This is a genomic window from Methylobacterium sp. yr668, assembly GCF_900116245.1.
Classification (GTDB): Bacteria; Pseudomonadota; Alphaproteobacteria; order Rhizobiales; family Beijerinckiaceae; genus Methylobacterium.
Map to the genome: position 1 here is coordinate 217,062 of NZ_FOZY01000006.1, position 24,138 is coordinate 241,199.

The window sequence follows — 24,138 nt, forward strand, 5'->3', positions numbered from 1 at the left end:
TGAACGGGCCGATCCCATGTTCGCAAACCTGGACCTACAGCAGCTGCTCGTCGGGCGATTCACGATCGAGCAGATCCCCTATCACGAGCCGATCCTGCAGGGGACGTTCGCCGGCGTGGCCGTCGTCGGCCTCACCGTGCTCGGCGTCATCACCTACTACCGCTTCTGGGGGCCGATGTGGCGTGACTGGATCACGTCCATCGACCACAAGAAGATCGGCATCATGTACTGCATCTTCGCGGGCATCATGCTGCTGCGCGGCTTCGCCGACGCGATCCTGATGCGCTCGCAGCAGGCGGTCGCGTTCGGCGACCAGCAGGGCTTCCTGCCGCCGCACCACTACGACCAGATCTTCACCGCCCACGGCATGATCATGATCTTCTTCGTGGCGATGCCGTTCGTCACGGGGCTCATGAACTTCGCCGTGCCGCTGCAGATCGGCGCCCGCGACGTCGCCTTCCCGTTCCTGAACAATTTCAGTTTCTGGATGACGGTCGCCGGCGGCATGCTGGTGATGGTCTCGCTCTTCGTCGGCGAGTTCTCCCGCGCCACCTGGCTGGCCTACCCGCCCCTCTCGGGGGCGGCGATGAGCCCCGGCGTGGGCGTCGACTACTACATCTGGGCCCTGCAGATCGCCGGCATCGGGACGCTGCTCTCAGGGATCAACCTGATCGCCACCATCGTGAAGATGCGGGCGCCCGGCATGACCATGATGAAGCTGCCGATCTTCGTCTGGTCGTCGCTGTGCACCAACATCCTGATCGTGGCCGCCTTCCCGATCCTCACGGCCGTTCTCGCGATGCTGTCGCTCGACCGCTACGTCGGCACGCACTTCTTCACGAACGACCTCGGCGGCAACGCCATGCTGTACTTCAACCTGATCTGGATCTGGGGTCACCCGGAGGTCTACATCCTGATCCTGCCGGCCTTCGGCGTGTTCTCGGAGATCACCTCGACCTTCTGCGGCAAGCGCCTGTTCGGCTACACCTCGATGGTCTACGCGCTGGTGGTGATCACCATCCTCGCCTACCTCGTGTGGCTGCACCACTTCTTCACGATGGGCTCGGGCGCGGACGTGAACTCGTTCTTCGGGATCACGACCATGATCATCTCGATCCCGACGGGCGCGAAGATCTTCAACTGGATGTTCACGATGTACCGCGGCCGGATCCGGTTCGAGGTGCCGATGCTGTGGGTGGTGGCGTTCATCGTCACCTTCGTGATCGGCGGCATGACCGGCGTCCTGCTCGCTGTGCCCCCGGCGGACTTCGTCCTGCACAACTCGCTGTTCCTGATCGCGCACTTCCACAACGTGATCATCGGCGGCGTGCTGTTCGGCATGTTCGCCGGCGTGACCTTCTGGTTCCCCAAGGCCTTCGGCTTCAAGCTCGACGAGTTCTGGGGGAAGATGGCCCTCGTGTTCTGGGTGACCGGGTTCTACGTCGCCTTCATGCCGCTCTACGTGCTCGGCCTGATGGGCGTGACCCGGCGCATGCAGCACTTCGACGACCCGTCGCTGCAGATCTGGTTCGTGATCGCGGCGTTCGGCGCGGCGCTCATCGCCTGCGGCATCGCCTCGCAGATCATCATGTTCGTGGTTTCGATCCGGAACCGCGACAAGCTGCGTGACCTCAGCGGCGACCCGTGGGGCGGCCGGACGCTGGAATGGTCCACCTCCTCGCCGCCGCCGGACTACAACTTCGCCTTCACGCCAGTGGTCCACGATTCCGACGCGTGGTGGGACATGAAGAACCGCGGCTTCGACCGCCCGCTCAAGGGCTACCGGCCGATCCACATGCCCAAGAACACCGCGGCCGGCGCGATCCTGGCGGCGCTGAACTTCACCTTCGGCATCGCCATGGTCTGGTACGTCTGGTGGCTGGCGATCCTCAGCTTCGTGGCGATCTTCGTCGTGGCGATCGCCCACACCTTTAATTACAATCGCGACTACTACATTCCCGCCGACGTCGTCAGTCGGACGGAAGGTCAGCGGACGCGCGAACTGGAGATGGCGTGATCCGATGATGCACGCGGAGACTGCACCCCCCGGCGCCGCGGCGCCGGTCTTCTACCAGACCGACGAGGAGGGCCATCATTCCGAGGGCTCGACCATGCTCGGGTTCTGGCTCTACCTGATGAGCGACTGCCTCATCTTCGCGACCCTGTTCGCGACCTACGGGGTGCTCGGGCGCAGCTACGCGGCCGGCCCCACCCCGAAGGAGCTGTTCGACCTGCCGGGCATCGCGGTGAACACCGCCATGCTGCTGTTCTCGTCCATCACCTACGGCTTCGCCATGCTGGAGATGGACCGGGACCGGGTGAAGCAGACGCAGATCTGGCTCGCCATCACCGGCCTGTTCGGCGTCGCCTTCGTGGCCCTGGAGATCCGCGAGTTCGTCCACCTGTTCCACGAGGGCGCGCCGCCCTGGCGCAGCGCGTTCCTGTCCTCGTTCTACACCCTCGTCGGGACGCACGGCCTGCACGTCTCGATGGGCATCCTGTGGCTCGTCGTGCTGATGGTGCAGGTCAGCAAGCGCGGCCTGATCGTCGAGAACAAGCGCCGGCTGATGTGCCTGTCGATGTTCTGGCACTTCCTCGACCTGATCTGGATCGGCGTCTTCACCGTCGTCTACCTGATGGGAGTGCTCGAATGAGCGCCGACGCACACCACCTCACCGGCCACGGTCAGGACACGCACGACCCCCACGCCCACAGCGAGGGCGGGCACGGCACCTTCCAGAGCTACATGACGGGCTTCGTCCTGTCGGTGATCCTGACGGTGATCCCGTTCTGGCTGGTGATGGGCAACGTGCTCGACAACAGCCTCGTCACCACCCTGGTGATCCTGGCGCTCGGCGGCGTCCAGATGGTCGTGCACGTCATCTACTTCCTGCACATGAGCACGAAGTCGGAGGGCGGCTGGACCTTCATGGCACTGATCTTCACCATCACGCTGGTGGTCATCATGCTCGCCGGCTCGGTGTGGGTCATGTACCACCTCAACCACAACATGATGCCGATGGACGCCCACGACGTCATGAAGAACGCCCGCTGAGCGCGCGTTCGGTTTCGAGACCCGCGGGGTCGGGAGGGGGGTCCGATCCGGGCCCCTCCCCGGCCCCGCTCTCGTTGCTGCGGCGCGCCGTGTTCGGCGCCGGCGCGGGCCTCGTCTTCCTGGTGCTGCTGGGGCTCGGGACCTGGCAGGTGGAGCGGCGGGCCTGGAAGCTCGACCTGATCGCCCGGGTCGATGCCCGGGTCCACGCGCCGCCCGTACCGGCGCCCGGCGCCGCCGCGTGGCCGCGCGTCGGCCCCGACGACGCCTACCGGCATGTCCGGCTCTCCGGCACCTTCCTGCACGATCGCGAGACCCTGGTTCAGGCCGTCACCGAGCTGGGCGGCGGCTTCTGGGTGCTGACGCCCCTGCGGCGGCCGGACGGGACCGTCGTGCTGGTCAATCGCGGCTTCGTGCCCGGCGACCGTCGGGACCCGGCGACCCGGGCGGCCGGGCAGGTCGCCGGCGAGACCGCGGTGACCGGCCTCCTGCGGCTGACCGAGCCCGGGGGGGCGTTCCTGCGCGCCAACGATCCGAAGGACGGCCGCTGGTATTCCCGCGACGTGGCGGCGATCGCCGCCGCCCGGGACCTGACCGACGTCGCCCCCTACTTCGTGGACGCGGACGCGACGGCCAATCCGGGCGGCCTGCCGGTGGGCGGCCTGACGGTGATCGCCTTCCCCAACAACCACCTCGTCTACGCGATCACGTGGTACGGGATGGCGCTGATGCTCGCCGGCGCCGTGATCTACCTGCTGCGGCGCGGCCCGGGGGACCGGGACGCCGAGGCGCGCTGAGGCCTGCTGGGGCGCCGGCGCCGCGCGGCCTCCGCGCGAGGCTTGACCGATAGGGGAGTAGCCCGCTCCGAGCGGGTCCCTATAATGGCGTGACAAACGCCACAACGAGTCAACGCCATGACCTCCCGCATCCCGAACTTCGCCGAAGTCCCGTTCTCAGGCGAATCGCTCGCGGTGTCGGCCCCGGCGCTCGGCGAGCCCTGGATGACGCCGGAGGGCATCCCGGTGAAGGGACGCTACGGGCCGGAGGACCGGGAGGGCATCGAGTTCCTCGACACCTATCCGGGGATCGCGCCGTTCCTGCGCGGCCCCTACCCGACCATGTACGTCACCCAGCCCTGGACGATCCGGCAATATGCCGGCTTCTCCACGGCCGAGGATTCGAACGCCTTCTACCGCCGCAACCTCGCGGCCGGGCAGAAGGGCCTGTCGGTCGCCTTCGATCTCGCCACCCACCGCGGCTACGATTCCGACCATCCCCGCGTCTCGGGCGATGTCGGCATGGCGGGCGTGGCGATCGACTCGATCTACGACATGCGCACGCTGTTCTCCGGCATCCCGCTGGACGAGATGACCGTGTCGATGACGATGAACGGCGCCGTGCTGCCGATCCTCGCCCTCTACATCGTGGCCGCCGAGGAGCAGGGCGTGCCGCCGCAGAAGCTCGCGGGCACGATCCAGAACGACATCCTCAAGGAGTTCATGGTCCGCAACACCTACATCTATCCCCCCAAGGGATCGATGCGGATCATCTCGGATATCTTCGCCTACACGTCGAAGAACATGCCGAAATTCAACTCGATCTCGATCTCCGGCTACCACATGCAGGAGGCCGGCGCCACGAACGACCTGGAGCTCGCCTACACGCTCGCCGACGGCGTCGAGTACATCAAGGCCGGGCTGGCGGCCGGGCTGACCATCGACCAGTTCGCCCCGCGCCTGTCGTTCTTCTGGGCGATCTCGACCAACTTCTTCATGGAGGTCGCCAAGATGCGGGCCGCGCGCCTGATCTGGGCGAAGCTCGTGAAGGGGTTCGATCCGAAGTCGGAGAAGTCGCTCGCCCTGCGCACCCACTCGCAGACGTCGGGCTGGTCGCTCACCGCCCAGGACGTGTTCAACAACGTCACCCGCACCAACATCGAGGCGATGGCGGCGACGCAGGGCGGCACGCAGTCGCTCCACACCAACGCGCTGGACGAGGCGCTGGCGCTGCCGACCGATTTCTCGGCCCGGATCGCCCGCAACACCCAGCTGTTCCTCCAGCAGGAGAGCGGCACCACCCGGATCGTCGATCCCTGGGGCGGCTCCTACTACGTGGAGAAGCTCACCGCCGACATGGTCGCCCGGGCCTGGGAGCACATCCGCGAGGTCGACGGGCTCGGTGGCATGGCCAAGGCGATCGAGGCCGGCATCCCGAAGCTGCGCATCGAGGAGGCCGCCGCGCGGGCGCAGGCGCGGATCGATTCCGGCCGCCAGACCATCGTGGGCGTGAACAAGTTCCGGGCCGACGACGAGATGGCGATCGAGCTGCTGCGGGTGGACAACGGCAACGTCCGCCGGCTCCAGATCGACAAGCTCAAGCGCCTGCGCGCCGAGCGCGACGAGGCGACGGTCGCGGACCGGCTCGACGCGCTCACGAAGGCCGCCGACGGCACCGGCAACCTGCTCGAACTCGCCGTCGACGCGGCCCGCGCCAAGGCGACGGTGGGCGAGATTTCCGAGGCCCTGGAGAAGGCCTGGGGCCGGCACCGCGCCGAGATCCGCTCGATCTCCGGCGTCTACAAGCGCGAGGTGGGGGGCATGTCGCCAGTGGTCGAGGAAGTCCGGGCGCTGGTCGAGGCGTTCGAGGAGAACGACGGCCGCCGGCCGCGCATCCTGGTCGCCAAGATGGGCCAGGACGGTCACGACCGCGGCCAGAAGGTGATCGCCTCGGCCTTCGCGGATCTCGGCTTCGACGTGGATATCGGGCCGCTCTTCGCCACGCCGGCGGAGGCCGCCCGGCAGGCGGTGGAGAACGACGTCCACATCGTCGGCGTCTCGTCGCTGGCGGCCGGCCACCTGACGCTGGTGCCGGAGCTGAAGGCGGCGCTCACCGAGCAGGGCCGCGACGACGTGATGATCGCCATCGGCGGCGTCATCCCGCCGGGCGACTACGAGGCGCTGACGGCGGCGGGCGCGGCGGCGATCTTCCCGCCCGGCACGGTGATCGCCGAGGCGGCCGCCAAGCTGATCCGCGCGCTGAACGAGCGGCTGGGCTACGCGGCCCGGCAGGCGGCGGAGTAGGGCGAGCCTCCCGCGGCGGCCGGGCTGGCCGCCGCGGACCTCATTGCCGAGGCGCCTCAGTTCAGCGCCTGCGGGTCCGCCTCCGTGAGGAACGCCCCGACGGCGTGGAGGAACTGCATGCGGTTCTTCTCCATCATCACCGTGTGGGTGCCCTCCCCCAGCTCGACGAAGCGCTTGTACGGGGCGTGGGTGAGCTTGGTGAAGTATTCCTGCGCCTGGTAGCTCGGCAGGTCCGCGTCCCACTCGGCGTGGATGATCAGCACCGGCACGCGGATCTCGCCCGGGTCGTAGAGCGGCTTGCCGGCCGCCCAGTAGGCGTCCTTGTCGGCGACCGTGCCGTTCGGCGCGCGCAGGACCGGCGGCGACCGCGTCGCGCCGGCCGCGTCGGTCGCGAAGGTCGCGTCGGCCCACTGGTCGAACCAGCCCGCCGGGATCAGGTCGGCCTTCTTGTCCTCGGGCACCCCGGTCAGCCAGCGGGCCCGGGCGCTGTCCCGGCCGACGGTGCGGTAGGCCCCGACCTTGCCACCGCCGCCGATCAGGCCCGGCGTGCGCGCGAGCCATTGCGGCGCGTAGAGGACGAGGCGGTTGACGCTGTCGTTGTGGGTGCTGGTGTAGAGCCCCATGGTGGAGGTCCCCCAGGACCAGCCCATCAGGTCGATCTTCTCGACGCCGCGCCGCTTCTTGATGAAGTCGACGACCTGCCCCACCACCTTGGCGGCGTCGGGCGTGCGCATCAGCGGCGGGTTGTCGTCCGGCGGCGCGTCCATGGCGGCCGGGCGCCCCGACAGGCCGTAGCCCGGCAGGTCCACGCAGTAGACGTCGAAGCCGAGGCCCGCGAGGTAGTCCATGGCCGACATCCCGCCGAGCGGCAGGTCGAAGGCCGTAGAGGACGGGTAGGTCGAGCCGTGCACGTAGAGCAGGATCCGGTCGCCCGGGAACGTGTCGGTGCCGGCCGGGCGCTTGTTGCGCACGTAGATGTCGACGCCCGGCTCGCTCCAGGGCAGGCGGAACTCTTCCGTGGCCAGCCGGGCCGCGGGAGCCGCGACGGCAGGGGCCGCCGCGGCCGCGACCGCCGCCCCGGCGGCGAGCGCCCCGACCAACTCGCGCCGGGCCAGGCCCCGGCCCGGTCGTGCCCCGTTCGGATCTGTCCGCATCGGTCTGTCCGCCATGGTTTCCTCCGGTCCGCCTTGTCCGGCGGCTCGGGCGATTGAACCGGCGGGTGCCGGCGGGCGCAACGCTCCGGGGCGGCCGGCGGCGGACAGGTGGCGGGTTCCGTCGCCCGATCCGGCGAAACCGCGTGATAAAAGCCCGCCCCTGTCGCCGGGGCTGGTGACGCCGCGCCTCCGGGCGGGCATTGAGGCGCAGGATCCCGGGAGACGCCCGCTTATGACGACTCCGACCACCGTCGCCACTACGCCCTTCCCCGACCAGAAGCCGGGCACCTCCGGCCTGCGCAAGAAGGTGCCGGTGTTCCGGCAGCCGAACTACGTCGAGAACTTCGTCCAGGCGATCTTCGACACCCTGCCCGACAGGGCGGGCGCCACCCTGGTGCTCGGCGGGGACGGCCGGTTCCTCAACCGCGAGGTGGTGCAGAAGACGCTGCGACTGGCCGCCGGAAACGGCTTCGGCCGGGTCCTGGTCGGGCAGGGCGGCCTTCTCTCGACGCCGGCCGCCTCCTGCGTGATCCGGAAGGCCAAGGCGCTCGGCGGCATCGTCCTCTCGGCGAGCCACAACCCAGGCGGCCCGGAGGGCGATTTCGGCATCAAGTTCAACGCCGCCAACGGCGGCCCGGCGCCGGAAACCGTCACCGACGCGATCTTCGCGCGGGCCAAGGCGCTGACCGAGTACCGCGTCGTCGAGGCCCCGGACCTCGACCTCGACACGCTCGGCGACACCCGCCTCGGCGCCATGACGGTCACGGTGATCGACCCGGTGGCCGACTACGCCGAGCTGATGCGCACGCTGATCGACTTCGACGCGGTGTCGCGGCTGTTCGCCTCCGGCTTCCGCATGCGCTTCGACGCCATGAGCGCGGTGACGGGGCCGTACGCGACGGCGATCCTCGAAGGGATGCTCGGCGCCCCCGCCGGCACGGTGGTCAACGCCGTGCCGAAGGAGGATTTCGGCGGCCACCACCCGGACCCGAACCCGGTCCACTGCCACGACCTGTTCGACCTGATGCAGGGCCCGGCCGCGCCGGATTTCGGCGCGGCCTCGGACGGCGACGGCGACCGCAACATGATCGTGGCGCCGGGCCTGTTCGTGACGCCGAGCGACAGCCTCGCCCTGCTCGCCGCCCACGCCCACCGGGCGCCGGGCTACGCCGGCGGGCTCGCCGGTGTCGCGCGGTCCATGCCCACCAGCCGCGCCGCCGACCGGGTCGCCGCCGCCCTCGGCATCGAGGCCTACGAGACACCCACCGGCTGGAAATTCTTCGGAAACCTGCTGGATGCGGGCCTCATCACCCTGTGCGGCGAGGAGAGCGCCGGCACCGGCTCGAACCACGTGCGCGAGAAGGACGGGCTCTGGGCGGTGCTGCTCTGGCTCAACATCCTGGCCGCCACCGGCGAGCGCGCCGACGCGCTGGTGCGGGCGCATTGGCGCGCCTACGGGCGCGACTACTACGCCCGCCACGATTACGAGGAGGTCGATTCCGACGCCGCCAACGGCCTGATGGACGCGCTCCGCGAGAAGCTCGCCGGGCTGCCGGGCACGCGGATCGGCGACCTCACGGTGTCGACGGCCGACGAGTTCGCCTACCGCGACCCGGTCGACGGCTCGCTCACCGAGCGCCAGGGCATCCGGATCGGCTTCGCCGAGGACGCGCGGGCGGTGTTCCGGCTCTCGGGCACCGGCACCGCCGGGGCGACGCTGCGGGTCTACCTGGAGCGCTACGAGAACGCGCCGGACCGGCTCGACTTGGCCGTGGCCGAGGTGCTGGCCCCGGTGGCCGCCGCAGCCCGCGCGATCGCCGAGATCGCGCCGCGCACCGGAAGGCCTGAGCCGAGCGTGGTGACCTGAGGGGAGCCGGGAGACGACCCGTCTCTGCGCGGGGAGCGAAGCGACCCAGAGGCGCCACGCTCGACGGCGGCGCGCGACTCCGGGTCGCTTCGCTGCGCGCGCGATGGCGGCAGGGCCGGCGCCGATTTCCTCAAACCAGGTCCTTCACCATGTGCACGGTGACGTCGTCGTCGCGGGTCCGGCCCGGTCCGTCGTAGAGCTCCTCCCGCTCCACCCGGTAGCCGAGTGCCCCGTAGAGGCGCAGGTTCGCCGTGTACTTCTTGTTGGTGTAGAGGCGCAGTCGCGTCAGCCCGGCCTCGCCCGCGACCGCGTCGGCGCGTCCCATCAGCCGGCTGCCGAAGCCCCGGCCCTGGAAGGTCGGATGCACCGCGACGTTGACGACCAGAAGGTGATCGGCCTCGGTCCGCGTCTCGATCAGGCCGGCGAGATCCGGGCCGGCCACCAGCAGGTCGAAGCGGTGGTCCCGCAGAGCCTGCGCGTAGTCCGCCCGCATGGGGATCGGCAGGCGGCCGATCACCGGGATCCACTTCGTGTAGGCCGCCTCCACCAGCGCCCGGATCGCGTCCGCGTCCGCGGGCGCACCGCGCCGGAGCGCGACTGACTCGTTCATCTGACCTCTCACGGTTGACCGCGGCGCGTCCGTCCCCTAAAGACCCGCCCGTCGATGGGGCTCCGCACGGGGCCCCGTCGCGTTTTCACGCGCACCCGTGGGCGGGATCCTCCCGCCCTGTCGTCCCGGACCGCGAAGGGCCGGGAAAAGGAGGGCGCGTTCCTCATTCTCGTCACGAGAGGACGCGGAAGATATGTCGAAGCGGATTCAGGCGAAGCACAAGCTCGACCGCCGCATGGGCCAGAACATCTGGGGCCGCCCGAAGAGCCCCGTCAACCGCCGCGAGTACGGCCCCGGCCAGCACGGCCAGCGCCGCAAGGGCAAGATGAGCGACTTCGGCACGCAGCTGCGCGCCAAGCAGAAGCTCAAGGGCTACTACGGCAACATCACCGAGAAGCAGTTCCGCCGCTACTACGCCGAGGCGATCCGCCTGCGCGGCGATTCCGGCGAGAACCTCGTCGGCCTGCTCGAGCGCCGCCTCGACGCCGTGGTCTACCGGGCGAAGTTCGTCGCGACCCCGTTCGCCGCGCGCCAGTTCGTCAACCACGGGCACGTCAAGGTGAACGGCGTCCGCGTCAACATCCCGAGCTACCAAGTGAAGGCCGGCGACCTCATCGAGGTCAAGGAGTCGTCCCGCCAGCTCGAGATCGTCATCGTGGCGACGCAGCTCTCCGAGCGCGACGTGCCGGACTACATCGAGGCCGACCACGCCAAGATGACCGCCCGCGTCACCCGCATCCCCAGCCTGTCCGAGGTGCCCTACCCGGTGCAGATGGAGCCGAACCTCGTCATCGAGTTCTACTCCCGCTGATCCTGTCGCCCCGGCGACCGATGGAGGGGCTGCCCGTTCGGGCGGCCCCTTCGCGTTTCGATACCTCAGTCCCGAAGGCCGGCCTCCGGCACCCGGGACGGGGCGCGGGCCTCAGCAGCCGTGGCAGATCGAGCCCATCGTGTGCCGCATCTTGCTGTCCCAGGCCTTCGAGCGGGCCTCGGCGGCCTTCTGAGCCTTGATCATCTCGGCCTGGCTCACGGGCTGCGGCAGTCCGGTGGCCGCGGCGTTGCCCGTCGGCTTGATCTGGCTCATGGGGGTGACCCGGCGGCCGCCCACGATGGGGCCGGCCGGGGCGGCGGGGCCGGGGCCCGCGCCCGGAGCCGGGCTCTGGGCCAGCGCCGGCGTCGCCCCGAGCAGGAGGCCGAGAAGCAGCGCGGGACGAAGAATTGCCATGGACGTGATCTCCCCGGCGGAGGATCCTGTGCCGGCCCCGCCTCATCTGGCGGCGATCCTACCCGATCACACCTTTAAAATCATGCCGACGGCAGATCCCCGGTGAGCGCCGGTCCGCCCCTGAACCGCCGGGAGGCCGTCGCCGCGGCCCTGGCCCGCCTCGCCCCGCGCCTGCCGGATTTCGAGGCCGAGGCCGCCCTCGACCGGGCGCTGGCGAGCCCCGGCCTCCGCCGGGCCGCCCCCGAGACGGCGGCCCGCCTCGCCCTCGTGGCCTACGCGCGCCACGTCTTCACGGATTACGACGAACTCCTCGCGGAAGGCTACGACCGGGACAGCGCCCGGCACTTCGTCCTCGAAGACCTCAACGCCGCGCTCGCCGCCTGGGGCGCCGCGCCGGTCCCCGAGGACGAGCCCGGCGCGCCCGGGGCCGATCCGCGCTGAGGCGGTCGCGCCGGGCTCCGCCATGCTGTAGGAGACCGGCCCGGGGCCGCCCCGCGGCCCGTTCCGGTGCCGCTCGTGGAGATTGGCAGAAGACCATGAAGATCAGCGCGCGCAACGTTCTCAAGGGTACGGTCGTCTCGGTGGAGAAGGGGGCGACTACCTCCCACGTGAGGATCGAGATCAGCCCCGGCCAGGTGGTCACCGCCTCGATCACCAACGAGGCCGTCGAGGCCCTCAAGCTCGTCGCCGGCGGTCCCGCCTACGCGGTGATCAAGGCCTCCGACGTCATGGTCGCCGTCGACTGACGACGGCTCGCGCGCCGCCCTCCTGGACGGAGGGCGGCGCGCATCCACCACGCTCCGGGCCCGGGCGGGGACCGGCCGCCTTCGCGCCGCCGCCGCCGCCGGATAGGATGAGCCCGGACCAAGGAGTTCCGCGCGTGCAGAAGACCGTGCTCGGCATCGAGACCACCTGCGATGAGACCGCCGCCGCGGTGGTGTCGGTCGACGAGGAGGGTGGCGCTCAGATCCGCGCCAACGAGGTGCTGAGCCAGATCGCCGAGCACGCGGCCTACGGCGGCGTCGTGCCGGAGATCGCCGCCCGCGCCCATGTCGAGGTGCTCGACCGGCTGATCGCCCGCGCCCTCGACCGGGCCGGGACCGGCTTCCGGGACCTCGACGGCATCGCGGTGGCGGCCGGGCCCGGGCTGATCGGCGGCGTGCTGGTCGGCCTCGTCACCGCCAAGACCCTGGCGCTCGTGACCCGCAAGCCCCTGCTCGCCGTCAACCACCTGGAGGCCCACGCCCTCACGGCGCGGCTCACCGACGGCATCGCCTTCCCCTACCTGCTGCTCCTGGTCTCGGGCGGCCACACCCAGCTCGTCGCCGTGCGCGGCGTCGGCGACTACGTGCGCCTCGGCTCCACCGTCGACGACGCCATCGGCGAGGCCTTCGACAAGGTCGCCAAGCTCCTGGGCCTCGGCTATCCCGGCGGCCCCGAGGTCGAGCGCGTGGCCGAGGCCGGCGATCCCGAGCGCTTCGCCCTGCCCCGGCCGATGCTCGGCCGCCGCGAGGCCGACTTCTCCCTCTCGGGCCTCAAGACCGCCGTGCGGATCGAGGCCGAGCGGATCGCCCCACTGGCCGAGCGCGACGTCGCCGATCTCTGCGCGAGCTTCCAGGCCGCCGTGGTCGACGTGGTGGTGGACCGCGCCCGGGTCGCCCTGCGCGCCTTCTCGGACGTCGCCGGACGCCCGACCGCCCTGGTGGCGGCGGGGGGCGTGGCGGCCAACGGCGCCGTCCGGCGGGCGCTCGCGTCCCTGGCGGGCGAGGCGGGCCTGAGCTTCGTGGCCCCGCCCCTGCCCCTCTGCGGCGACAACGGCGCGATGATCGCCTGGGCCGGGCTGGAGCGCCTGCGCCTCGGGCTGGTGGACGACCTCACCGCCCCGGCGCGGCCCCGCTGGCCGCTGGCGGCCGCCCCGGCCCGCGCGGCGGTCCCGGCCGGATGAGCGCGGCGGACCGGCGCGCCCACTGGCGGGACCTGGTGGAGCGCCGCCTGCCCGGGGCCGCCCGGCCGGGCTGGCCGGTGCGGCTCGACCATTGCTTCGCCCGCATCCTCCTGGACCACGCCTGCGGCGGCGCCTGGCGCGACCATGTCCGCCCGCCCGCCCACGCCACCATGCCCCTCGCGCAGCTGGAGCTGGCGATCGCGCTCGGCGAGGCGGTGCTCGCGGGGCGCGCGGATCTCGCCCTCCTCAACCGCCGCTCGCTCGCGTGGCGCGGCAAGATCGCCCTGGCGCCGGTGCCAGCGGCTCTCCGCGACGGCGACCTGACCCTGCGCCGCTGGCGCCCGGAGGACGCGGCGCCGTTCGCGGCGCTCAACGCCGATCCGGCGGTGATGGCCCACTGTCCCCGGACCCGGACCGCGACGGAGAGCGAGGCCGAGGCCGGCCTCCTCGACCGCCGCTTCGTGGCGGACGGGTTCGGCCCCTGGGCCCTGGAACACGCGGGCCGGTTCGTCGGCTTCGCCGGCGCGATGCGGATCCTGCGGCCCCTGCCCTTCCCCGGCGGCGACCGGCCCGGTTCGACGGTCGAGCTGGCCTGGCGCCTCGCGCGCGACTCCTGGGGCCGCGGCCTCGCCACGCGCGCCGCGCGGCTCGCCCGCGCCGACCTCGCGGAGCGCTGCGGGATCCGCAGCGTCGTGGCCTTCACGGCGGCCGGCAACGGCCGCTCCCGCGCCGTGATGGAGCGCCTCGGCATGCGCGCGGCCGGGACATTCCCGCATCCGGCGGTGCCGGAGGGGCCGCTGCGCGACCACGTGCTCTACCGGCTGGACTGCGCCGACAGGGAGGAAGCGGCATGAGCGCCGAGACCCCGATCAACGTCGTCGGCGGCGGGGCCTGGGGCACGGCGCTGGCCAACGCCGCCGCCGGGGCCGGCCATCCCGTCACCCTCTGGCTGCGCGACCCGGGGGCCGCCGCCGCCCTGCAGGCCCAGCGGGAGAACCCGCGCTACCTGCCGGGCGTGCCGCTCCACCCGGCGATCCGGGCGACGGGCGAGGCCGCCGACCTCGCCCGTGCCCGGGCGACGCTCCTGGTCGTGCCCGCCCAGACCGTGCGCGGCGTGCTGGAATCCCTGCGCGGACCCCTGGCGACGGCCGGGCCGGTCATCCTCTGCGCCAAGGGGATCGAGCGCGGCAGCGACAGCTTCCTCAGCGCGGTGGCCGAGCAGGTCCTGCCGCCGGGAACGCCCGTGGCGGTCCTGTCCGGCCCGAGCTTCGCGATCGACGTCGCCCGCGGCCTGCCCACGGCCGTGACCCTGGCGGCGGCCGATGCCGGCCGCGCCGCCGCCCTGAGCGCGCTGCTGTCGGGACCGAGCTTCCGCCTCTACCACACCGACGACGTGCGCGGCGTCGAGATCGGCGGCGCCGGCAAGAACGTGCTCGCCATCGCCTGCGGGATCGTGGCCGGGCGCGGGCTCGGCGAGAGCGCCCGGGCGGCGCTGATCGCCCGGGCCTTCGCCGAACTGATGCGCTTCGCCCGCACCTTCGGGGGCCGGCCCGAGACGCTGATGGGGCTCTCCGGCCTCGGCGACCTCGTGCTCACCGCCTCCTCGCCGCAATCGCGCAACTTCGCCTTCGGCCAGCGCCTCGGCGCCGGGGCGAGCCCGGCCGAGGCCGCGGGCGGCAAGCTCGCCGAGGGGGCGTTCACGGCCGCGGCGCTGGCCGGGCTGGCCGCCGCCAGGGGCATCGAGATGCCGGTGGCGGCGGCCGTCGCCGCCATCGTGGCGGGCACCGCCAGCGTCGACGACGTGATCGCCGGCCTGCTGGCCCGTCCGCTGCGCGGGGAGACCGACTGACGCCGGCCCCGCCCCGCAACCTCTGTCACGCCACCGAGGCCGCCGGCACAGCGTGGCCTTGTCCTTGTCCTTGACCGTGGGTGTGGGCCGCGAAGCGCGCGATCGGCGCCGGCCGACCCAGCAGGTAGCCCTGGGCGAGGTGGCACTGCTCGCCGGCCAGGAAGGACAGCTCCTCGGCGGTCTCCACGCCCTCCGCCACCACGGCGAGCCCGAGGCCGCGCCCCAGCCCCAGGACGGAGCGCACGATCGCGGCCCCCTGCGGGTTGCTGTGGACCGCCCTGATGAACGAGCCGTCGATCTTGATCCGGTCGAACGGGAAGGCGCGCAGGTTCGACAGCGACGAGTAGCCGGTGCCGAAATCGTCCATGGCGATCCGCACGCCGAGGGCCTTGAGCTGGCGCAGGGTGAGGAGCGCCCGGGCCGGATCCCGGATCAGCGCGGTCTCGGTGATCTCGATCTCCAGGCGCTCCGCCCGCAATCCGGATTCGTACAGGGTCCCGTGGACGAACGGGACGAAGTGCGGGTTGTGGAGCTGCACCGCCGAGACGTTGACGGCGATCGCCAGCGGGTTCGGCCAGCCGGCCGCCGCCCGGCAGGCCTCCCGCAGCACCCAGGCGCCGATCTCGAGGATCGCCCCGGTCTCCTCGGCGATCGGGATGAACACGGCCGGCGAGATGCCGCCCCTGGCCGGATGGTGCCAGCGCAGCAGCGCCTCGAAGCCCGTGACCGTGCCGGACTCGATCTGGCTCTGCGGCTGGTAGACGAGCTCCAGCTCGCCCCGCGCCACCGCGTGGCGGAGGTCGTGCTCGAGTTGGCGCCTGTCGCGGATCTCGGCGCCCATGCTGGCGTCGTAGCGCCGGCAGGTGCCGCGCCCCTCGCTCTTGGCCCGGTAGAGGGCGGCGTCGGCATGGCTCAGGAGCGCGCGCAGGTCCGCGGCGTCGTCGGGATAGACCGCGATGCCGATGCTGGTGGCGATCACCGGGCCGGAGGCGGCCGGAACCGCCGCCAGGGTGGCGAGGATTCGCTCGGCCAGCCGCTCCGCCTGTCCCTCCGCCTGCGGCGTCAGGATGGCGAACTCGTCGCCGCCGAGCCGCGCCATCAGCTGCTCGGCATCGAGGAGACCGCCGACCCGCAGCGCGAGGTCGCGCAGCATCGCGTCGCCGGCGGCGTGCCCGAACAGGTCGTTGACCTCCTTGAACCGGTCGAGGTCCAGGCACAGCACCGCGAGCCGGCCGCCCTGGGCGTCCGCGGCGCGCATCGCGCGCTCGAGCCGGGCGTGGAAGCTCGTGCGGTTGGCGAGGCCGGTGAGCGCGTCGTGGTGGGCGAGGTAGTGGATCTCGCTCTCGGCCCGGCGCCGCGCGCGCAGGTCGCGCACCGCCACGGCGTGGTGCGGCAGGCGCCCGTACTCGGCGACCGGGCGCATGATCACCTCGACGGGAATGGGGGCGCCCGCCGCCGGGACGAGTTCGGTCTCCAGGGGCTGGTCGGCCGTCCCTAAGCCGGGCACGAGGTCCGGCAGGTAGGCGCTGAGGCTCCGGCCCGTCAGGACGGCCGCCTCCAGGCCCGCGAGCCGGGCGAAGGCCTCGTTGGCGCTGACGATCTCGCCGCCGCGGCAGACGACGAGGCCCTCCACGGCCGCGTTGGCGAGGCTGCGCAGGCGCTCGCGCTCGAGATCGGCGCGGCGGCGCTCGCGCAGGTCGACCACGAGGGCGGCGCCGGCGAGCAGCAGGATCAGGCAGCTCGCCACCGCCACGGCCGCGGCGAGCCACCCGCTCCGGATCGCGCCCGAGGGGATCGCCACGGTGGGGTCGGGATGCAGGGTCACCGCGCCCATGCCGGCGAAGTGGTGGCCGCAGATCGCCAGGATCAGCAGCGCGGCGCCGCCGTACCGACCCCGGAACGTGGTGGCCGACAGGCCGACCACCAGGGCGGCGGCGCCGAGCCCCGCCCCGAGGCCGACCGAGACCACGACCAGCGCGGGGGTCCAGGCGAGGTGTCCTGCCACCTGATAGGCGGCCATGCCGGTGTAGTGCATCGTCGCGATGCCGCCGCCGACCACGGCGCCGCCGAGGCCCGCCTGGACCGCCCGGCCGGAGACGGCCAGGGCGAAGCCGAGCCCGGTGATCGCGACGGCGTCCACGTAGGAGAGGAGCGTCAGCCCGACGCCGTAGCCCGACGGCAGCCCGGGCTCGAAGGCGAGCATCGCCAGGAAATGCGTCGCCCAGATCCCCGATCCCCCGGCGGCGGCGGCCACCGCGACCCAGACGTAGCGGCCGCGGCCGCCGGTCCGGCCGGCATGGGTGAGAAGCTCGATCGCGGTGCCGCTCGCCAGCGCGCAGACCAGGGCCGCGAGGCCTACCAGCCACAGGTTGTGTTCACCGATAAAGCAACCGATGACTGAGATCATGTATGCAACCGGCGATTGGTGCGTGACGCGCTATACGGCTATTTGCATGCAGAATTTAATATTTGCCCAAGGCTTGCGATAGCAGAGCTGCGGCGTTCTACGCGGGTTCTGCTTGACCGCCGGTCCCGCGCGCGGCCGGGGCCGGACCGGCCTGTTCCCGGGAGGCGAAGCTGGGCTATGGCGGGGCGCGCCGCCCGGCCGGGCGGTCTACTGGGACTTCAGCGATGGCGTACTGGCTGTTCAAATCCGAGCCCGCGACCTGGTCGTGGGATCAGCAGGTCGCGGCCGGGGAGGCCGGCACGCACTGGAACGGCGTGCGCAACCACCTCGCCAAGAAGCAGCTGATGGCCATGCAGGTCGGCGAGGAGGGCTTCTTCTACCACTCGAACGAGGGCAAGGCGGTGGTGGGCATCGTGGCGGTGATCCGCGCCTACTACCCCGACCACACCGACGAGACCGGCCGCTTCGGCATGGTCGACGTCAGGGCCGTGCGGGCGCTGCCGAGCCCGGTCACGCTTGAGGCGATCAAGGCCGACGCGGCGCTCGCCGACATGGTGCTGGTCAACAATTCCCGGCTGTCGGTGCAGCCGGTGACCGAGGCCGAGTGGGCGCGGGTCTGCGCCCTCGGCGGTCTCGGCTGAGCCGGGGCGCGCGGCCCAACGGGCCGCTCAGGCGGCGCGGTTGAGGGGGCCGCGCACGGGGCCCACGAAGTCCGGCTCGACCTCGACCGGCGGCAGCGTGTCCATGACCCGGGCGGCCGGCAGGGTCACCACCACCTCGGTGCCCTCGCGGGGCTTGGAGGACAGCTGGAACTGCCCGCCGTGCAGCTCCACGAGGCCCTTCACGATCGGAAGGCCGAGGCCGGAGCCCTGCTCGGCGGTCTTGATCGCGAGCGAGCCGCGCCCGAACGAGGACAGGACCGTGCCGAGCTCGTCCTCGGGGATGCCCGGGCCGCTGTCCTTCACCGAGACGTACTGCCCGCCCGAGGCGGTCCAGCCGACCTTCAGCCAGATCTCGCCGCCCGGGGGCGTGAACTTCACGGCGTTCGACAGGAGGTTCAGGACGATCTGGCGCAGAGCCCGCTCGTCGGCCCAGAGCCGCGGCAGCGAGCCGTCGACGAGGTCGTGGAAGGTCTGGTTCTTCGCCTTGGCCCGCAGGCCCATCATGTGGCGGCACTCCTCGACCACGTGGGCGAGCTGCACAGGTTCCTCGTTCAGCTCGTAGCGCCCCGCCTCGATCCGCGACAGGTCGAGGATCTCGTTGATCAGGTTCAGGAGGTGCATCCCGCTGTCGTGGATGTCGTGCGAGTACTCGCGGTAGGACGGCGCCGTATGGGTGCCGAACACCTCGTTCTTCATCACCTCCGAGAAGCCCAGGATGGCGTTGAGCGGCGTGCGCAGCTCGTGGCTCATCGTGGCGAGGAAGCGCGACTTGGCGAGGTTGGCCTCCTCGGCCCGGCGGCGGGCCTCGTCCGAATTGGCCTTGGCCTGCTCCAACTCGCCGAACACCGCGTCCTTCTCGGCGCGGGAGCGCAGGGCGCCCACCGTCGAGGTGTAGAGGCGGCGGGACAGGCCGAGGAAGAAGACCTGCGCCCCGCCGGCCATGACCACCAGCATCAGCAGGTCCATCCCGCGGGAGAAGGCCGCGAGCGAGGCGGTTGCGAGGGCCAGCGGCACCAGGGCGGCGACGGCGGCGAGCGGCACCGTCGCGGCCAGCATGGTGGTGACCGCGGAGGCGATGACGAGGCCGAACAGCGCGAAGGTCCAGCCGCCGGTGGTTCCGAGCCCGATCATCGCGGCCCACGACAGGCTCTGCAGCACCTCGCCGACCAGGAAGCGGCGGCGCCAGCGGGCGAGCGGGATCGTCGCCGGGTCGGCGCGGAGGAAGCGCCGGCTCAACGTCGTGTTGAGCGAGATCATCAGGACCACGCCGAGCGCCCAGATCGCCGCCACCGGCGGCGCGATCCAGAAGGTCGACGCCGCGGCCAGCACCGCCGCGAACCCCACCAGCGGGATGCCCGCGCCGACCCGGTACTGGGCGTAGTGGCGCAGCAGCTCGTAGTCGAAGGCCCGTTCGAGGCCGGTCCGCGAGGTCAGCTTCTCCCGGGCCGAACGGATTTCCCGGGCGACCCCGCGGCGGCGCGCCGCCTCCTCCGTCGAGGGGCCGCGACCGCGCTGGACCATCTCGACGGTGAGATCGGACATGCGCGTCTTCAAACTCGGCTCGAATGCGCGGACGGGCGGCGGTGGCGGGGAAGCACTCCGTGAGGATGGGGCGGATATGTTAAGAAGCGGCTGCCGACATCCCTGCAATCTTAAGCATCGCGGGCTGTATCGAGACTGTCGTGCCGCCGGATCGACGTGCGGTGCCGCACATCGTGTCGGGGCCCGCGCCCGCTAGTCTCGGGTGGAGGCCCGCCGGCCCGAGCGCGGTCGCACGCCGCGATCCGGGGCGCCCGGACACGCGCGTCGAGTAGAGGGTCGCCGACCATGCCGAATCTCACCGTCAACGGCGTCGCGCACGCGATCGACGCCGATCCCGACATGCCCCTGCTCTGGGTGCTGCGCGACCGGCTCGACGCCACCGGCACCAAGTACGGCTGCGGCATCGCGCAGTGCGGCGCCTGCACGGTCCACCTCGACGGCCAGCCGGTCCGCGCCTGCCAGACGCGGCTGGGCGATGTCGGCGCCGCGCAGGTGACGACCATCGAGGGCGTGTCGGGCCGGGTGGCCGAGGCCGTCCAGGCGGCCTGGCGCAAGCTCGACGTGGTCCAGTGCGGCTACTGCCAGTCCGGCCAGATCATGTCGGCGATCGGCCTGCTCTCGGGCAACGCCAAGCCCACCGACGCCGACATCGACGGTGCCATGGACGGCAACATCTGCCGCTGCGGCACGTATCAGCGCATCCGCGCGGCGATTCACGAAGCCGCGCGCAGCCTCGCCTGATCCGTCCCGGCGCCCACCTTCCCGCCCTCCCCCCGCGGTCCCGACCGGAGCCTCGCCGCCATGCTGAACGCCCGTCGACCGAATCCCCTCCCCGCCCGTCCCAGCCGCCGCGGCCTGCTGGCGGGCGCCGGCGCCCTCGTGGTCGCGTTCCGGCTCGACCCGAAACCCGCCCGCGCCGCGCCCGGCCCGAACCTCGCCGACGTGAAGGCGCAGCCCAACGCCTTCGTGCGGATCGGCGCGGACGACACCGTCACGGTGGTGATCAAGCACCTCGACATGGGCCAGGGGAACACGACCGGGCTTGCCACGATCCTGGCCGACGAGCTCGGCGCCGACTGGCGACACGTCCGCACCGAGTTCGCGCCCGCCGACGCGGCGCTCTACAACAACACCCTGATGGGCCCGATCCAGGGCACCGGCGGCTCGACCGCGGTGGCCAATTCCTGGTTCCAGCTGCGCAAGGCCGGCGCGGCCGCCCGCGAGATGCTGATGGCCGAGGCCGCCTTCCGCTGGAAGGTGCCGGTCTCCGAGATCACGGTCGCCGACAGTCTCGTGCGCCACGCCCCGTCCGGCCGGCAGGCCCGGTTCGGGGAGCTCGCGGCCTCGGCCGCCTCGCTGCCGGTGCCGTCCGAGCCGCGGCTCAAGGACCCGAGCGAGTGGACGCTGATCGGCCAGACGGTGCCGCGCCTCGATTCCGTCGCCAAGACGAACGGCACGGCGGTCTACTCCCTCGACATCCGCCGCCCGAACCAGGTCACGGCCCTCGTCGCCCGGGCCCCGCGCTTCGGCGCCACCGTGAAGAGCTTCGACGCCGCGGCCGCCCGGAAGGTCGCGGGCGTCCTCGACGTGGTGCAGGTGCCGACCGGCGTGGCGGTGATCGCCCGCGACACGTGGTCGGCCATGAAGGGCCGCGAGGCGCTGACCGTCGCCTGGGACGACAGCACCGCCGAGACCCGCTCGTCCGACGCGATCCTGGCCGAGTACCGCGAGCGCGCCAAGGGTCCCGGCCTGACGGCCTCCGAGCGCGGCGACCCGCAGGCGGCGCTCAAGGGCGCCGCCAAGGTCGTCGAGGCCGAGTTCACCTTCCCCTACCTCGCCCACGCGGCGATGGAGCCCCTGAACGCCACGATCGAGAAGGGGGCCGACGGCGGCTACGACGTCTACGCGGGCTTCCAGTTCCAGACCGTCGAGCAGGCCACCATGGCGGCGATCCTCGGCGTGACGGCCGACCGGGTCCGGCTGCACAGCAACTGGGCCGGCGGCTCGTTCGGGCGCCGGGCGACGCCCACCGCCGACTACCTCGCGGAAGCCGCCACCGTCTTCAAGGCGTCCGGCGAGAAGGCCCCGCTCCACCTCGTCTGGACCCGCGAGGACGACATGGCCGGCGGCTATTACCGCCCGACCGTGCTGCACAGGGTCCGGGCCGGCATCGACGGCAAGGGCGCGGTGGTCGGCTGGGACCACGTGATGGTCGGCAAGTCGATCATGATCGGCTCGCCCTTCGAGGCGATGATCGTCAAGAACGGCATCGACGCCACCACCGTGGAGGGCGCCTCCGACACCGCCTACGCGCTGCCGGCCTACCGGTTCGGCGTCCATAACGGCCGCGAGGGCGTGCCGGTCCTGTGGTGGCGCTCGGTCGGCCACACCCACACGGCCCACGTGATGGAGGTGATGATCGACGAGCTGGCCCACGCCGCCAACGTCGATCCGGTCGCCTACCGGCTCTCCCTCCTGACCCAGGCGCCGCGGCTGTCCGGCGTGCTCAAGCTCGCCGCCGAGAAGGCCGGCTGGAGCGCCAAGCCGCAGGACCAGGGCCGCGGCCTCGGGGTGGCGGTCCACGAATCCTTCGGCTCCTACGTCGCCATGGTGGCCGACGTCACGGCGCACGACGCCGCGATCCGCGTCAACCGGATCGTGGCGGCGGTGGATGTCGGCGTTCCGGTCAACCCGGACGTGATCCGCGCGCAGGTCGAGGGCGCGGTGGGCTTCGCCCTGTCGGCGGTGCTGCGCAACCGCATCACCCTCAAGGACGGGCAGGTGCAGGAGCACAATTTCGACGCCTACGAGCCGACCCGGATGAGCGAGATGCCGAAGGTGGAAGTGCACATCGTGCCGAGCCAGGCGGCGCCCACCGGGATCGGTGAGCCGGGCGTGCCCGTGCTCGGGCCGGCGATCGCCAACGCGGTCTTCGCCGCGACCGGCCGGCGCCTGCGCTCGCTGCCGCTCGACCTCTCCGGCGTGAAGGGCGCGTGAGGAAACGCACGTTCCGCCGGCCCGGATCGGCGTAGGAAGGGTGGGCCTTCCCCCCAAGGCAAGAGACCCGACTGACGACGGCGCGGCGCGACACCGCGCCGTTTCTTTTTCGGGCGCCGCGACGCCATCTCCGGGCCATGCCCGCCTTCGACGACACCGCCGCGCGCCTGCGCGCATGCCGCCTCTGCCGCGACACGCCGCGCTACGGGCCGCCCCTGCCCCAGGAGCCCCGGCCGATCGTCCAGGGCTCGGCCACGGCCCGCCTCTGCATCGCCAGCCAGGCTCCCGGTACCCGCGCCCACCGCACCGGGCAGCCCTTCACCGACCCGTCGGGCGTGCGGCTGCGCGCCTGGCTCGGCCTCGACGCGGCGCGGTTCTACGATCCCGCCCGGGTGGCCATCGTGCCGATGGGGTCGTGCTTCCCCGGCCTCGACGCCAAGGGCGGCGACCGGCCGCCCCGCCGGGAATGCGCCGAGCGCTGGCGGGCGGAACTCTTCTCCGGCCTGCCGGACCTGGAGCTGATCCTGGTGATCGGCCAGTACGCGCAGGGCTGGCACCTCGGACGGATGGAGGGCGGCCTCACCGGGACGGTGCGGCGCTGGCGGGAGATCCTGGCCGAGCCGCGCCGCCCCCGGGTCCTGCCCCTGCCCCACCCGTCCTGGCGCAACAACGGCTGGCTGAAGCGCGAGCCCTGGTTCGAGGCGGAGCTGCTGCCGGTGCTGCGCGCCGAGGTGGCGCGGGTGATGGCGGGGTGATGGCGGGATGAGGGGCCATCGGGGCCTCGTCCCGACAGCGACGACATGCGCATCCCATATCCCTCGGGACTGAAGGGTCGCGCCCGTCTTTGCGAGCGCAGCGAAGCAATCCAGCGACACATCAAATCCGAGACCGGCGCGCCGCCCTGGATTGCTTCGCTGCGCTCGCAAGGACGGCGCGCGGGTCGGGGCGCGCACGGCGGGTCGGGGACGGCGTCGCCCGGACCCGCCCGCATTGACAGGCATCGCCGGCGCGTGATCCGTGCCGCGACCCCCGAAGGACGCGCCGATGACCGAGATTGCCGACCCCCGCGACCGCCTGATCGTGGCCCTCGACCTGCCGAGCGTGCAGGCCGCCGAGGCGCTGATCGACCGGATCGGCGACGCCGCGACCTTCTACAAGATCGGCTACCAGCTCGGCTACGCGGGCGGCCTCGCCCTGGCCGAGCGGCTGGCGGCCCGCGGGCTCAAGGTCTTCCTCGACCTGAAGCTCCACGACATCGGCAACACCGTCGAGGAGGGCGTGCGCTCGGCCTCGGGCTCCGGCGCCACCTTCCTCACCGTCCACGCCTACCCGCAGACCATGCGGGCGGCGGTCCGCGGCCGGGGCGCGGGACTCAGGATCCTCGCCGTGACGGTGCTCACCTCCTACGACGACGCCGACGCCGCGGAGGCCGGCTACGGCCTGCCGGTGGCGGAGCTCGTCGCCAAGCGCGCCGCGCAGGCGGCCGAGATCGGCATCGACGGCCTCGTCTGCTCGGCCGCCGAGGCGGGCGCGGTCCGGCGCGTCGTCGGTCCGGACCGGCTGATCGTCACCCCGGGCATCCGCCCGGCGGGCGCCGCGGCCGGCGACCAGAAGCGGGTCATGACGCCGGGCGACGCCCGCCGGGCCGGGATCGACCACGTGGTGGTCGGCCGCCCGATCACCGGCGCCGCCGACCCCCGCGCGGTGGCGCGGGCGATCGTGGCGGACCTCGCCTGATCCGAGCGGGA

Annotated in this window: 22 protein-coding genes; 17 read left to right on the plus strand and 5 right to left on the minus strand. The window is 72.2% G+C overall.

All coding sequences use genetic code 11. From position 1 onward, the window contains the following. Positions 1-16: 16 nt before the first annotated feature. The 5 genes from cyoB (at position 17) to scpA (ending at position 6,132) form a co-directional block, all read left to right on the plus strand. A complete protein-coding gene (gene cyoB / locus BM419_RS10255; protein ID WP_020093235.1) occupies positions 17-2,017 on the plus strand; it encodes a cytochrome o ubiquinol oxidase subunit I in 2,001 nt (666 codons plus the stop codon). Positions 2,018-2,021: 4 nt separating this feature from the next. Beyond that, a complete protein-coding gene (gene cyoC / locus BM419_RS10260; RefSeq protein ID WP_020093234.1) occupies positions 2,022-2,654 on the plus strand; it encodes a cytochrome o ubiquinol oxidase subunit III in 633 nt (210 codons plus the stop codon). Further along, positions 2,651-3,055, plus strand: a complete 405-nt coding sequence (cyoD, locus tag BM419_RS10265) for a cytochrome o ubiquinol oxidase subunit IV (RefSeq protein WP_091677584.1) — start codon at positions 2,651-2,653, stop codon at positions 3,053-3,055. The genes cyoC and cyoD overlap by 4 nt, the downstream gene beginning before the upstream one ends. A 74-nt stretch (positions 3,056-3,129) precedes the next feature. After that, positions 3,130-3,849 (plus strand): SURF1 family protein, encoded by a 720-nt coding sequence (locus BM419_RS10270; RefSeq protein ID WP_091926350.1) that lies wholly within the window; start codon positions 3,130-3,132, stop codon positions 3,847-3,849. A 117-nt stretch (positions 3,850-3,966) separates the two neighbouring features. Beyond that, the gene (gene scpA / locus BM419_RS10275) at positions 3,967-6,132 is read left to right on the plus strand and encodes a methylmalonyl-CoA mutase (protein ID WP_056523306.1); all 2,166 of its coding nucleotides are present in this window, start codon (positions 3,967-3,969) and stop codon (positions 6,130-6,132) included. Between the two features lie 56 nt (positions 6,133-6,188). Here scpA and BM419_RS10280 read toward each other — a convergent pair whose 3' ends face one another. Then, a complete protein-coding gene (locus tag BM419_RS10280; RefSeq protein WP_091926351.1) occupies positions 6,189-7,301 on the minus strand; it encodes an alpha/beta hydrolase in 1,113 nt (370 codons plus the stop codon). 217 nt (positions 7,302-7,518) lie between these two features. On the opposite strand from BM419_RS10280, the gene BM419_RS10285 reads away from it, so the two are divergent. After that, entirely contained in the window at positions 7,519-9,153 is a 1,635-nt protein-coding gene (locus BM419_RS10285) for an alpha-D-glucose phosphate-specific phosphoglucomutase (protein WP_091926352.1), read from the plus strand. A gap of 130 nt (positions 9,154-9,283) precedes the next feature. Here the strand turns inward: BM419_RS10285 and BM419_RS10290 are convergent, their stop codons facing one another. After that, on the minus strand, positions 9,284-9,763 hold the full coding sequence (locus tag BM419_RS10290; protein WP_091926353.1) for a GNAT family N-acetyltransferase: 480 nt from the start codon (positions 9,761-9,763) through the stop codon (positions 9,284-9,286). Positions 9,764-9,956: 193 nt separating this feature from the next. Here BM419_RS10290 and rpsD point away from each other — a divergent pair, with 193 nt between their 5' ends. Then, positions 9,957-10,574 carry a 30S ribosomal protein S4 gene (gene rpsD / locus BM419_RS10295; protein ID WP_010686187.1) on the plus strand — a complete coding sequence of 206 codons (618 nt, stop codon included), beginning with the start codon at positions 9,957-9,959 and terminating at the stop codon, positions 10,572-10,574. A gap of 111 nt (positions 10,575-10,685) precedes the next feature. Here the strand turns inward: rpsD and BM419_RS10300 are convergent, their stop codons facing one another. Next, positions 10,686-10,988 carry a hypothetical protein gene (locus tag BM419_RS10300; protein ID WP_091926354.1) on the minus strand — a complete coding sequence of 101 codons (303 nt, stop codon included), beginning with the start codon at positions 10,986-10,988 and terminating at the stop codon, positions 10,686-10,688. Positions 10,989-11,090: 102 nt separating this feature from the next. Between BM419_RS10300 and BM419_RS10305 the strand changes: the two genes are divergently transcribed. From BM419_RS10305 to BM419_RS10325, 5 genes are all read left to right on the plus strand, one after another. Then, positions 11,091-11,429 (plus strand): DUF2293 domain-containing protein, encoded by a 339-nt coding sequence (locus tag BM419_RS10305; RefSeq protein ID WP_042670839.1) that lies wholly within the window; start codon positions 11,091-11,093, stop codon positions 11,427-11,429. Between the two features lie 95 nt (positions 11,430-11,524). Then, positions 11,525-11,734, plus strand: coding sequence for a TOBE domain-containing protein (locus BM419_RS10310; protein ID WP_020093225.1), 210 nt, complete (start codon positions 11,525-11,527; stop codon positions 11,732-11,734). Positions 11,735-11,841: 107 nt separating this feature from the next. Then, positions 11,842-12,933 carry a tRNA (adenosine(37)-N6)-threonylcarbamoyltransferase complex transferase subunit TsaD gene (gene tsaD / locus BM419_RS10315; protein ID WP_042670840.1) on the plus strand — a complete coding sequence of 364 codons (1,092 nt, stop codon included), beginning with the start codon at positions 11,842-11,844 and terminating at the stop codon, positions 12,931-12,933. Then, positions 12,930-13,787 (plus strand): GNAT family N-acetyltransferase, encoded by an 858-nt coding sequence (locus BM419_RS10320; protein WP_020093223.1) that lies wholly within the window; start codon positions 12,930-12,932, stop codon positions 13,785-13,787. The genes tsaD and BM419_RS10320 overlap by 4 nt, the downstream gene beginning before the upstream one ends. After that, positions 13,784-14,782, plus strand: coding sequence for an NAD(P)H-dependent glycerol-3-phosphate dehydrogenase (locus BM419_RS10325; protein ID WP_091926355.1), 999 nt, complete (start codon positions 13,784-13,786; stop codon positions 14,780-14,782). Before BM419_RS10320 ends, BM419_RS10325 begins: the two co-directional genes overlap by 4 nt. A 25-nt stretch (positions 14,783-14,807) precedes the next feature. On the opposite strand, the gene BM419_RS10330 is transcribed toward BM419_RS10325, so the two are convergent. Then, positions 14,808-17,189, minus strand: coding sequence for a bifunctional diguanylate cyclase/phosphodiesterase (locus BM419_RS10330; RefSeq protein WP_091926356.1), 2,382 nt, complete (start codon positions 17,187-17,189; stop codon positions 14,808-14,810). Positions 17,190-17,413: 224 nt separating this feature from the next. Between BM419_RS10330 and BM419_RS10335 the strand changes: the two genes are divergently transcribed. Then, positions 17,414-17,830: an EVE domain-containing protein gene (locus BM419_RS10335; protein ID WP_020093220.1), complete on the plus strand. Its 417-nt coding sequence runs from the start codon at positions 17,414-17,416 to the stop codon at positions 17,828-17,830. Positions 17,831-17,857: 27 nt separating this feature from the next. Here the strand turns inward: BM419_RS10335 and BM419_RS10340 are convergent, their stop codons facing one another. After that, positions 17,858-19,393 (minus strand): sensor histidine kinase, encoded by a 1,536-nt coding sequence (locus BM419_RS10340; protein ID WP_020093219.1) that lies wholly within the window; start codon positions 19,391-19,393, stop codon positions 17,858-17,860. 285 nt (positions 19,394-19,678) lie between these two features. On the opposite strand from BM419_RS10340, the gene BM419_RS10345 reads away from it, so the two are divergent. From BM419_RS10345 to pyrF, 4 genes are all read left to right on the plus strand, one after another. Then, on the plus strand, positions 19,679-20,134 hold the full coding sequence (locus tag BM419_RS10345) for a (2Fe-2S)-binding protein (protein WP_020093218.1): 456 nt from the start codon (positions 19,679-19,681) through the stop codon (positions 20,132-20,134). A gap of 60 nt (positions 20,135-20,194) precedes the next feature. Next, positions 20,195-22,390, plus strand: coding sequence for a xanthine dehydrogenase family protein molybdopterin-binding subunit (locus BM419_RS10350; protein WP_091926357.1), 2,196 nt, complete (start codon positions 20,195-20,197; stop codon positions 22,388-22,390). Positions 22,391-22,527: 137 nt separating this feature from the next. Continuing rightward, entirely contained in the window at positions 22,528-23,145 is a 618-nt protein-coding gene (locus BM419_RS10355; protein WP_056523320.1) for a uracil-DNA glycosylase family protein, read from the plus strand. Between the two features lie 289 nt (positions 23,146-23,434). Beyond that, complete coding sequence (gene pyrF / locus BM419_RS10360) at positions 23,435-24,127, plus strand: orotidine-5'-phosphate decarboxylase (RefSeq protein WP_056523322.1); 693 nt, start codon at positions 23,435-23,437, stop codon at positions 24,125-24,127. The last annotated feature ends 11 nt before the right edge of the window (positions 24,128-24,138 follow it).

Bases quoted from the DNA above. Each gene is read 5' to 3' on its own strand.
- cyoB (WP_020093235.1), top strand. From the start codon at position 17: ATGTTCGCAAACCTGGACCTACAGCAGCTGCTCGTCGGGCGATTCACG.
- cyoC (WP_020093234.1), top strand. From the start codon at position 2,022: ATGATGCACGCGGAGACTGCACCCCCCGGCGCCGCGGCGCCGGTCTTC.
- cyoD (WP_091677584.1), top strand. From the start codon at position 2,651: ATGAGCGCCGACGCACACCACCTCACCGGCCACGGTCAGGACACGCAC.
- scpA (WP_056523306.1), top strand. From the start codon at position 3,967: ATGACCTCCCGCATCCCGAACTTCGCCGAAGTCCCGTTCTCAGGCGAA.
- BM419_RS10280 (WP_091926351.1), bottom strand. From the start codon at position 7,301: ATGGCGGACAGACCGATGCGGACAGATCCGAACGGGGCACGACCGGGC.
- BM419_RS10285 (WP_091926352.1), top strand. From the start codon at position 7,519: ATGACGACTCCGACCACCGTCGCCACTACGCCCTTCCCCGACCAGAAG.
- BM419_RS10290 (WP_091926353.1), bottom strand. From the start codon at position 9,763: ATGAACGAGTCAGTCGCGCTCCGGCGCGGTGCGCCCGCGGACGCGGAC.
- rpsD (WP_010686187.1), top strand. From the start codon at position 9,957: ATGTCGAAGCGGATTCAGGCGAAGCACAAGCTCGACCGCCGCATGGGC.
- BM419_RS10300 (WP_091926354.1), bottom strand. From the start codon at position 10,988: ATGGCAATTCTTCGTCCCGCGCTGCTTCTCGGCCTCCTGCTCGGGGCG.
- BM419_RS10310 (WP_020093225.1), top strand. From the start codon at position 11,525: ATGAAGATCAGCGCGCGCAACGTTCTCAAGGGTACGGTCGTCTCGGTG.
- tsaD (WP_042670840.1), top strand. From the start codon at position 11,842: ATGAGCCCGGACCAAGGAGTTCCGCGCGTGCAGAAGACCGTGCTCGGC.
- BM419_RS10320 (WP_020093223.1), top strand. From the start codon at position 12,930: ATGAGCGCGGCGGACCGGCGCGCCCACTGGCGGGACCTGGTGGAGCGC.
- BM419_RS10325 (WP_091926355.1), top strand. From the start codon at position 13,784: ATGAGCGCCGAGACCCCGATCAACGTCGTCGGCGGCGGGGCCTGGGGC.
- BM419_RS10330 (WP_091926356.1), bottom strand. From the start codon at position 17,189: ATGATCTCAGTCATCGGTTGCTTTATCGGTGAACACAACCTGTGGCTG.
- BM419_RS10335 (WP_020093220.1), top strand. From the start codon at position 17,414: ATGGCGTACTGGCTGTTCAAATCCGAGCCCGCGACCTGGTCGTGGGAT.
- BM419_RS10340 (WP_020093219.1), bottom strand. From the start codon at position 19,393: ATGTCCGATCTCACCGTCGAGATGGTCCAGCGCGGTCGCGGCCCCTCG.
- BM419_RS10345 (WP_020093218.1), top strand. From the start codon at position 19,679: ATGCCGAATCTCACCGTCAACGGCGTCGCGCACGCGATCGACGCCGAT.
- BM419_RS10350 (WP_091926357.1), top strand. From the start codon at position 20,195: ATGCTGAACGCCCGTCGACCGAATCCCCTCCCCGCCCGTCCCAGCCGC.
- BM419_RS10355 (WP_056523320.1), top strand. From the start codon at position 22,528: ATGCCCGCCTTCGACGACACCGCCGCGCGCCTGCGCGCATGCCGCCTC.
- pyrF (WP_056523322.1), top strand. From the start codon at position 23,435: ATGACCGAGATTGCCGACCCCCGCGACCGCCTGATCGTGGCCCTCGAC.